General features: G+C 57.8%; 9 protein-coding genes. 6 read left to right on the plus strand and 3 right to left on the minus strand.

Going from position 1 to position 9,472, the window contains the following annotated elements:
- The first annotated feature begins 51 nt into the window (after positions 1 to 51).
- Genes WA922_RS12460 through WA922_RS12470 form a run of 3 tightly spaced genes read left to right on the plus strand, consistent with a single transcriptional unit; the run spans position 52 to position 3,999 of the window.
- The gene (locus WA922_RS12460) at positions 52 to 1,443 is read left to right on the plus strand and encodes a cryptochrome/photolyase family protein (RefSeq protein ID WP_424772031.1); all 1,392 of its coding nucleotides are present in this window, start codon (positions 52 to 54) and stop codon (positions 1,441 to 1,443) included.
- Positions 1,444 to 1,480: 37 nt separating this feature from the next.
- Positions 1,481 to 2,731 (plus strand): class I SAM-dependent methyltransferase, encoded by a 1,251-nt coding sequence (locus WA922_RS12465; protein WP_424772032.1) that lies wholly within the window; start codon positions 1,481 to 1,483, stop codon positions 2,729 to 2,731.
- A gap of 20 nt (positions 2,732 to 2,751) precedes the next feature.
- Complete coding sequence (locus WA922_RS12470) at positions 2,752 to 3,999, plus strand: serine hydrolase domain-containing protein (protein ID WP_424772045.1); 1,248 nt, start codon at positions 2,752 to 2,754, stop codon at positions 3,997 to 3,999.
- A 38-nt stretch (positions 4,000 to 4,037) separates the two neighbouring features.
- On the opposite strand, the gene WA922_RS12475 is transcribed toward WA922_RS12470, so the two are convergent.
- From WA922_RS12475 to purF, 3 genes are all read right to left on the minus strand, one after another.
- Positions 4,038 to 4,388, minus strand: coding sequence for a PilZ domain-containing protein (locus tag WA922_RS12475; RefSeq protein ID WP_424772033.1), 351 nt, complete (start codon positions 4,386 to 4,388; stop codon positions 4,038 to 4,040).
- A gap of 120 nt (positions 4,389 to 4,508) precedes the next feature.
- Positions 4,509 to 5,234 (minus strand): SDR family NAD(P)-dependent oxidoreductase, encoded by a 726-nt coding sequence (locus tag WA922_RS12480; RefSeq protein ID WP_424772034.1) that lies wholly within the window; start codon positions 5,232 to 5,234, stop codon positions 4,509 to 4,511.
- The gene (gene purF / locus WA922_RS12485) at positions 5,234 to 6,700 is read right to left on the minus strand and encodes an amidophosphoribosyltransferase (RefSeq protein ID WP_424772035.1); all 1,467 of its coding nucleotides are present in this window, start codon (positions 6,698 to 6,700) and stop codon (positions 5,234 to 5,236) included. The genes WA922_RS12480 and purF overlap by 1 nt, the downstream gene beginning before the upstream one ends.
- Positions 6,701 to 6,927: 227 nt before the next feature.
- Between purF and WA922_RS12490 the strand changes: the two genes are divergently transcribed.
- The 3 genes from WA922_RS12490 to WA922_RS12500 are packed head-to-tail and all read left to right on the plus strand — an operon-like array spanning position 6,928 to position 9,339.
- Positions 6,928 to 8,169: a lipoprotein-releasing ABC transporter permease subunit gene (locus WA922_RS12490; RefSeq protein ID WP_424772036.1), complete on the plus strand. Its 1,242-nt coding sequence runs from the start codon at positions 6,928 to 6,930 to the stop codon at positions 8,167 to 8,169.
- Positions 8,162 to 8,836 carry an ABC transporter ATP-binding protein gene (locus WA922_RS12495; protein ID WP_424772037.1) on the plus strand — a complete coding sequence of 225 codons (675 nt, stop codon included), beginning with the start codon at positions 8,162 to 8,164 and terminating at the stop codon, positions 8,834 to 8,836. Before WA922_RS12490 ends, WA922_RS12495 begins: the two co-directional genes overlap by 8 nt.
- Before the next feature lie 23 nt (positions 8,837 to 8,859).
- Positions 8,860 to 9,339 (plus strand): glutathione peroxidase, encoded by a 480-nt coding sequence (locus tag WA922_RS12500; protein WP_424772038.1) that lies wholly within the window; start codon positions 8,860 to 8,862, stop codon positions 9,337 to 9,339.
- Positions 9,340 to 9,472: the final 133 nt, after the last annotated feature.

Raw genomic sequence — 9,472 nt, forward strand, 5'->3', positions numbered from 1 at the left:
TGGGCGCATTCGGGCACCTATTTGGCAGGTTAAGGGCAAGCGGAGTTGACGTTGAACACACCCCAAATCGTATGGCTGCGGCGTGATTTGCGCCTCGCGGATCAACCCGCTTTTTATGGCGCAGCGCAGGCGGGCCCCGTTATTCCGGTGTTTATACTGGATGATGAGGCCGCAGGCGACCACGCCTATGGCGGAGCATCGCGGTGGTGGCTGCATCATTCCCTGCAGGACTTGTCGAACACGCTTGGCAGGCGCAATTCGCGCATTATTTTGCGGCGCGGCAATGCGGTGGAGCAATTGATCGCGCTGGCCAAAGAAACCGGCGCGGAAACGATACATGCCAATCGTCATTACGAGCCCTGGTGGCGCAAGGCGCAGGGTAAAGTGTCGGACGCGCTGGAGCTGCGTCTTTATGACGGACTCTATCTGTTTCCTTCAGGCCATGTAACCACCGGATCGGGCAACCCCTATAAGATTTATACGCCGTTTTCCAAAGCGATCCTGGCCGAGATGCCGCCGCGCGAGGCGCTGCCCGAGCCGGACACTCTGCATTTGCCCGACAGCTGGCCTGCCAGTGATACGCTTGACGATCTTGATCTGCTGCCGACCAAACCGGACTGGTCGCAGGGCATTGCCGATTTTTGGGAGGTCGGTGAAGAGGCTGCGCAGGATCGGCTTGCGTGGTGGGATGATCATGTTGCCGATTATGACGAAGCGCGTAATCTGCCATCGGTCGACAAAACCAGCCGCATGTCTCCGCATCTCCATTTTGGCGAGATAAGCCCGGTCCAGATATGGCATCAGTTCAAAGATAAACGATCCGAGGGATGGAAAACTTTCGAGAAAGAACTCATCTGGCGTGACTATGCCCAGAATGTGATTTGTGAATTTCCGGCCTATCCAAAAGAAAGCTACCGCGAGGGTTGGGAAGAATTTGGCTGGCGCAATCCCAATCGCGGCCACTTGATCGAGGAAGATCTGGAAGCGTGGCAGAAGGGCCGGACCGGATATCCGATCGTTGATGCCGGTATGCGACAGCTGTGGCAGACCGGCTGGATGCATAACCGCGTCCGCATGATCGCGGCCAGTTTTCTGATCAAGCATTTGTTGATCGACTGGCGCCACGGTGAGCGGTGGTTCTGGGATACTCTGGTCGATGCGGATTACGGATCAAACGGGGTCAATTGGCAATGGGTCAGCGGCACCGGTGTGGACAGCAACATGTTTGTGCGGATCATGGCTCCGCTCAGCCAGTCGGAAAAATTCGATGCTGCTGCCTATATTCGCCAATATGTCCCCGAACTGGCAGAGCTGGACGCGCCCCATATTCATGATCCGGAGGAGCATGGATGCCGTCCGGATGATTATCCGCGCAAAATCATTGCCCATAAGGCAGGGCGGGAACGGGCGCTCACCGCCTATAAACATATGAAAGACGCATAGGCTTGCGGGCGCCCCAGCCGCGCGGCATAGGGGTGCGATGAATGGTCAAGGGGGAACGGAAACGCGCGGATCACGCGGCGCGGCGCTGACCGGCGGGGCAGAGCGTTTCACGCGCAAGCCCGGCGTGCTGGCGCGTTTGATTGCACCCAGCTTGCACAAAATGCTCGACCGGATCGACCGCGGTCTGGTGACCGGATCAATCCTTGGCCATTTGCCTGACGGAACCACGCGCATGCTGGGCGGCCGCGCTCCTGGATTTGAGGCCGTTGTCAATCTGCGCGACTGGCGCGGGGTCATGCGTCTGGCGAGCAACGGTTCTGTCGGATGGTATCAGGCGTGGGAAGCGGGCGAGTGGGAAAGCCCCAATCCGGTTGACGTGTTTGCGGTGTTCAATGCCAATGCCGTCTCGCTGGGCAAGACGGGCCGGGCCAAGGGCGTGTTTCGCGTCGCTGCCAAGATCGCGCATTGGCTCAACCGCAACAACCGATCGGGATCAGCGCGTAATATTCACGCGCATTACGACCTCGGGAATGACTTCTACGCGAAGTGGCTCGACCCAACAATGAGTTATTCCAGCGCGATTTTCGATATCAGCGATGATCTGGAAACAGCGCAGCGGCGCAAATGGGTGCATCTGTCGCGGCGTCTGGGAAAACCAAAAACCGTTCTGGAAATCGGCTGCGGCTGGGGCGCGCTCGCCGGGCACCTTGCGGATGAAGGCGCACAGGTAACCGCTATCAGCCTGTCTGAAGAACAATTGGCTTGGGCGCGCGCGCATCACAACCCGGCGATTGATTTTCGCAAACAGGATTACCGCGATACAACCGGTACCTTCGATGCGATCGTCAGCGTTGAAATGGTCGAGGCTGTGGGCCGCGAATATTGGCCGATGTTCATCAATTCCATCGCGCGCAATCTGAAGCCGGGCGGACGGGCCGCAATCCAGTTCATCAGCATAAATGACGCGATCTTTGATGATTACGCCGCAAGCGCCGACTTTATCCAGGCGTATATTTTTCCCGGCGGGCTACTGGTCCGTGAACGCGAATTCAGAGCGTTAGCGGCACAGTGCGGGCTGCGATGGGAAGATCAGCATAATTTTGCAGCTGACTACGCCGATACACTGAAAATATGGCGCGAGAACTTTGATAGAGCCGTGCGCGAAGAGCGGCTGCCCGCTGGGTTTGATGAACGGTTTATCCGTCTGTGGCGCTTTTACCTGATGTATTGTGAAGGCGGGTTCCGCGCTGGCGGGATTGAAGTCAGTCAGGTGACATTGGTAAAATGACTTTGGGGAGAGACACAGTGATGAAAGCAGCAATCGGATTGTTGCCAGCAGCCGTGCTGGCGGGATGTTCTACGCATTATGTTGATTATGATGCGGCCGCTTCGCCGCCCACAACGCAGGCAAATTCTACTGTCCCTGCACAGCAAGCGGCGTCTGCGGCGTCCGGCTCAGCAGGAACTGCCCGATTGACGATGCCGCCAGCGAGCGTGACGCCTGCTGATCTGAATGTCTTGTTCTGGAATGATGCGGAGCGTGAAGCCCGCTTTCGCGACATGGAAAGCTGGTTTCCCGGTTTCGAAGTGGCAGCGGCCCCAAAAGTGCGGGAATTTCCGCAAGGCGCAGAATATTCGGCAGAGCTGCAGAACCAGATTATCGAATTTATGGCGACGACCAATGCCGCAGGGGTGATGGTACTAAAAGATGGTGAAGTACGGTTTGAACGTTACGCGCTTGGCTTTGATGCGGGGCAGCGTTGGACCAGTTTCTCGGTCGCTAAATCCTTTACCTCAACCTTGCTTGGCGCGGCGGTGAAAGATGGCTGGATCGCCAGCCTCAATGATCCGGTGACCAAATATCTGCCCGAGATGAAGGGGTCAGCATATGAAGATGTTACGGTGGAGCAGCTGGCCACGATGACATCGGGCGTACGCTGGAATGAAAGCTATACCGACCCCGACAGCGATGTTGCGCGGATGGGTGCGATCATTGCGGCAGAGGGTGAGGATGCAATTGTTACGCAATTGAAGACTTTGCCGAGAGAGGCACCGGCCGGTGAAAAATTCGTCTATAAAACCGGTGAGACCAATCTCATCGGCGTGTTGGTCGAACGCGCGACCGGGCAAAGCCTTGCTGAATATGCTAAACTGAAAATCGTTGACCCGGCCGGCTTTGAGGGCGGACTGTTCTGGATGATCGAACCATCGGGCCGCAATATTGGCGGATGCTGTCTGTCGATCACTCTGGGGGATTATGCGCGGATGGGGCAATTTGCACTTGATGGCGGCGGCGGGGTGGTGCCTGCCGGGTGGTTTGACAAGGCTGGCGGCCCGCAGGTTTCCTTTGGTGATAGCGGCTTCGGCTATGGCTACCAGTGGTGGACTTACCCCAACGGCAATTACGGCGCCCAAGGCATTTTCGGCCAGGCGGTCACGATTGTACCGGGCGAAAATCTGGTTGTTGCTGTGGTCAGCAACTGGCAAACCGCGACCAGCGATGCGCACCGGGCGGACTGGCAGAAACTGGTCACGGCAATCGCTGCGGCGCAATAGACGCCTCGTGAGCGGCCCTTTGATCCATCGCCGCGAGTTCAGACGGCGCGGCGATGGCTCCGGTCCTGATTATACAAGGCCAGTATATTATCGTGCACAATTGGGCTGAGCAGGTCCGTGAACGCACAGCCGACCTGACTGCGATCCCACCAGATCACTTCTGCCTGAAGCGGCTCCAAAGTCGGTAGGGTGAGCCAGCATATCTGACCGGGGTGCATCCGGCTGATGGCTGAGGCGGAAAAGCCCGACAGCGATAGATCATGCACCATGCTGGAGCGGGAGCGGCTGCCGGACGGGCGCAATTGTGCCGGGATGGCGAGACGGGTACGCGGCGCGCAGCGATCTTCCTGCGCGGCTTGTATATAAGACTGATCGGTTTCAAGGAGCACGAGACTAACCCTCCATGCGAAAGTTCAGACCAAAACCTTACCAGCGGGTGTCTGGTCAGGCTTTCGTCAGAATGAGCGTGCCTGGTTACCATGAATTTACGCGATTGGGTTAAGCGAGATTTACGATACGCGCTCTCGGTGAGACGTTGCAAAATCTGCAATCAGCAGGCTTTTGATCTGGTCTGCAACCACATCCGGCGTTTTCACGGTTGCCGGATCCTCCCCCGGATAGGCCTTGGCGCGCATATCGGTGCGAGTCGCCCCTGGGTCCACAATCGCGACTTTGACACCGCCGATTTTCTCGACTTCCTGCGCGTAGCTATCCAGCAGCGATTCAAACGCGGCTTTGGTTGATCCATAGGCTGCCCAATAGGCGCGGGCAGTGGAACCAACGCTGCTGGTCAGGCCAATCACGCGGCCCGCATCGGCGCGTTTCAGCATCGGGTCGAATGCGGCAAGCAGCGCCTGCGTGGCCAGTATATTGGTGGTGATGGCCAAACTCATTTGCTTCTGGTCGATCTGCGTAACGGGCGTGAGCGTCGGTAGATAGGCCGCCGAAATCACCAGAAAGTCAAGCGCATCCCATCGTCCCGAGATAGCAGCGGCGAGGCGGCTGATTGCATCGGGTTCACTCAGATCAAGCGGAGCAATGGTGGATGTGCCGCCATCTTCATGAATGGCATCCTCAACCGATTCCAGCGCCTTCACGTCGCGCCCGGTCAGGATCACATGCGCCCCTGCCGCCGCGAGTGATTTTGCTGTTTCGGCACCGATGCCCCGGCTCGATCCGGTGATGAGGGCCAGCTTGCCGTTGAACGGCTTTTCCTTACCGGTCGTGCTGCTCATCAGGCTACCTTGTCAAAAGAAAGCTGCGCGTCCCTGTCCTGCCGGCCGGCACGGTCGGTAAGCGGGGTAGGGTAATCGCCCGTGAAGCAGGCGTCGCAATATTGCGGGCATGCTGCATCGCGCGGCTGCTCGCCCACGGCGCGGTAAAGCCCGCCAATCGACACAAATGCCAGGCTGTCCGCGCGGATAAAGTCGCGCATTGGTTCAACATCCATCCGTGCTGCCAGCAATTTGGACCGTTCGGGCGTATCGACCCCGTAGAAACAGCTATGAGCGGTGGGCGGGCTGGCGACGCGGAAATGGACCTCGCTCGCCCCGGCATCGCGCATCATTTCGACGATTTTCATCGACGTTGTCCCGCGCACGATCGAATCGTCGATCAACACGATCCTCTTGCCTTCCACCAATCCGCGATTGGCATTGTGTTTCCGTTTTACGTTGGAATGGCGCACCCCGTCCGATGGCTGGATAAAAGTGCGCCCGACATAGTGCGAGCGGATGATGCCCAGTTCGAACGGGATGCCCGATTGCTGTGCGTAACCAATGGCTGCGGGAACCCCGCTATCGGGAACCGGCACGACCAGATCGACATCGCACGGGCTCTCAATCGCCAATTGCTGGCCAATCGCCTTGCGTGCCGAATATACCGACCGACCATCAAAAATAGAATCGGGCCGGCTGAAATAAACATGCTCGAAAATGCATGGGCGGGGCGCGTGGTTGCCAAACGGGCGGAGCGTTTCGATCGCGCCATCAAAACCGACCTTGATCAATTCGCCCGGTTCCACCTGACGCAAGAAGTCTGCCCCGATCACATCAAAGGCCACGCTTTCGCTGGCAAATACGGTCGCACCGCCCAGCGTGCCCATGACCAAGGGGCGAATACCCAGCGGATCGCGGCAGGCAATCATCCCTTCGGGCGTCATCACGATCAGGGAGTAGGCACCCTCGACCATGCGCAATGCATCAACCAGCCGGTCCACCATCGTTGGATAACGGCTGGTTGCGACCAGATGGATGATGACTTCCGTGTCAGATGTCGACTGGAAAATCGCCCCGCGTCCGACCAGCTCATCACGCAGTTTCTGCGCGTTGGAGATATTGCCATTATGCGCAACGGCAAATCCCCCGCTGGCCAAATCGGCATAGAGCGGCTGGACATTACGCAAACCTGCCCCGCCGGTGGTGGAGTAGCGGACATGGCCCGCCGCCATATGTCCGGGCAGTTCCGCCAGAGCTTCCGCAGTGGAGAAATTATCCGCGACATGGCCGTTGCCGCGCCGTGAATAGAACATCTCGCCATCATAGCTGGTGATGCCCGCTGCCTCCTGCCCGCGATGCTGCAGCGCATGAAGGCCCAGCGCGGTAACAGTCGACGCTTCATCTGCGGACACGGCGCCAAACACACCGCACTCCTCGCGCAGCTTGTCTCCATCATCATCGTAAAACGGATGAGAAAGGTTCATAAATACGCCCGCCCGGAGTGGTTGCATGAGATGTCTGTAACGCCAGCGTCAATGGCGGTGTTACAGTTCAATTACAAGGCCGCAAGCTGCAAAAAGCACGGTGTCTGCGGATTTGATTATCCGCAGGGTTGTGCGGTTTTGTTGACGGACTTCATTGCAGCGAAAGGAAAGCGGGCCTAAACGGCCAATCGGCGATATGCTTTCAGCAAATGGATACCGGATACTCCGTGCTTCTTTCACCTTTCGAATGGACTGTTACGCGGCGCTATATGATGCCCGGCAAGGGCGAGGGATTTATCGCGCTAGTCGCCGGTATCAGCGTGGGCGTGGTCATGCTCAGCGTGGCTTTGCTGATCGTCGTGATGAGCGTGATGAACGGATTTCGGGGCGAGTTACTCGACCGGTTCGTAAACTTGAATGGCCATGCGATCATTCAGGGTTTCAATGGGCGGCTCGACAATTGGGAAGAGATTTTGGCGGAGGTGCGCGCCACGCCCGACGTGGTGAGCGCGTCGCCATTGATCGAGCAGCCTCTCATGGCCACGTTTAACGGCCGTGTGGCGGGCATCAGCGTGCGCGGCAACACGCAGCAGGACATCGCCAAGTTTGGCGAAAATCTGGTGCAGGGCAATCTGTCTCAATTGCAGCCAGAGGCGGGGAAAGTCGCCATCGGATCGCGATTGGCGATCAATCTTGGCCTGCGGATCGGTGATACGATCACGATCGTGAACCCGGCGGGGCGATCCACCCCTTTCGGAACAGTGCCGCGCCAGGTCGGGTATGAAGTGGCCGCGCTCATTGAAACCGGCGTGTATGATTTCGATCAGATATTCGTCGTGATGCCGATCCGGGACGCGCAGACTTTGATGCTGACCGGGGACCAGATTGGTTTGATCGAGGTGACCACCAACGATGCCGAAGATGTCGGGCGGATACTCGGCCCGTTGCAGCCGAAATTGCAGGGGGTGGCTATCGTGAACGATTGGCGCTCCATCAATTCGAGTATTTTCGAGGCGTTGGAAGTCGAGCGGGTGGCGATGTTCTTTGCGCTGTCGCTGATTGTGATTGTGGCGGCGTTTAATATTCTGTCATCGCTCGTCATGCTGGTGCGCGCCAAAACCCGCGATATCGCAATTATGCGGACAATGGGCGCAACCCGGCGCAATGTGCTGAAAATATTCGTAACCACCGGGATAGTCGTCGGCGCAATCGGAACCACGAGCGGGCTGGCGCTCGGTTTCGTCATTCTGACGTTCCGGCAGGGCATAGTCGGCGGTATCCAGTTCGCCACCGGTCAGACCTTGTGGGACCCAGAGGTCCGGTTTCTGACCGAGCTGCCCGCGCGGGTTGACCCGGTCGAAGTGATCGGCATCTGCCTCTTGGCGATGGGGTTGAGCTTCCTGGCGACGCTTTATCCAGCGTTTAAGGCGGCCAATACCGATCCGGTTCAGGTGCTGCGTTATGAGTAATCCGGTTGTCAGACTTGCCGGGCTGACGCGCTCCTTTGAACAAGGCGGCGTGCGTATTGACGTGCTGCGGGGGGTCGATCTGACCATCCATCCAGGCGAGATTGTTGCGCTTCTTGGGCCGTCCGGTTCGGGCAAATCGACTATGCTGCAGGCAGTGGGCCTTCTGGAAGGCGGCTTTGGCGGCGGAATAGCGATTGATGGTATTGACGCAAGCGAACTTGCGTCTGACGGGCGGACTGAACTGCGCCGGTCAAAGCTGGGATTTATTTATCAATTCCACCATTTGCTGCCCGATTTTTCTGCTCAGGAGAATGTGGTTTTGCCGCAATTGGTCGCGGATATTGCCCGCCGGGAGGCCGATGATCGCGCAGTGAGTTTGCTTACCGCGCTTGGCCTTGATCACCGGCTGACGCACCGGCCCAGCCAGCTATCGGGCGGGGAGCAGCAACGGGTTGCCGTGGCGCGCGCGCTCGCTAACCGGCCGCGCTTGGTGCTGGCGGATGAGCCGACCGGCAATCTTGACGAAGTCACCGCTGATAAGGTGTTTGATGAATTTGTCAGCCTGGTGCGCGGGCAGGGCAGCGCGGCTCTGGTTGCCACGCATAATGAGCGGCTGGCCGCGCGTATGGACCGTGTGGTACGCTTGCACGAAGGCCGTCTCATTTAAGCGGCCCAATGGGACCAATTGCTATGACCACTATTGCAGAATTTACCGTTAAAAAACCCGATGGCAGCGATCTTGATCTGTCGGAAAAGCTGGGCAAAGTTCTGCTGATCGTCAACACCGCCAGCAAATGCGGTTTCACTCCGCAATATGACGGGTTGGAGGAATTGCATCAGAAGTTTGGCGATCAGGGGTTTGAAGTCCTTGCCTTCCCCTGCAACCAGTTTGGCGGGCAGGAACCCGGCGATGCGGACGAGATTGACCAGTTTTGCAAAGTCAATTTCGGGCTGACTTTCCCGCTGATGCAGAAAATTGACGTGAACGGTGACAGCGCCAGCCCGCTGTATGATTGGATGAAGGGGGAGGCACCCGGCCTGATGGGCAGCAAAGCGGTCAAATGGAACTTCACCAAATTTCTGATCGGGCGCGATGGCAAAGTCATCCGCCGTTATGCCCCGCAAGATACGCCTGCAAAAATCCAGAAAGACATCGCCGCGCTGCTGTAACATTTGGGCCGCTGCGCCGAATAAGACGGCAGACACTTTAGGGGGGCGATATGCTCGAATCGTTCAATAGCTGGTTTCTGTCCCTCGGTGCGGAATATGGCGTGAATCCGTATATTTTCGGGGCGATTTATAT

This window comes from Pontixanthobacter sp. (genome assembly GCF_049682855.1).
GTDB lineage: Bacteria > Pseudomonadota > Alphaproteobacteria > Sphingomonadales > Sphingomonadaceae > Pontixanthobacter.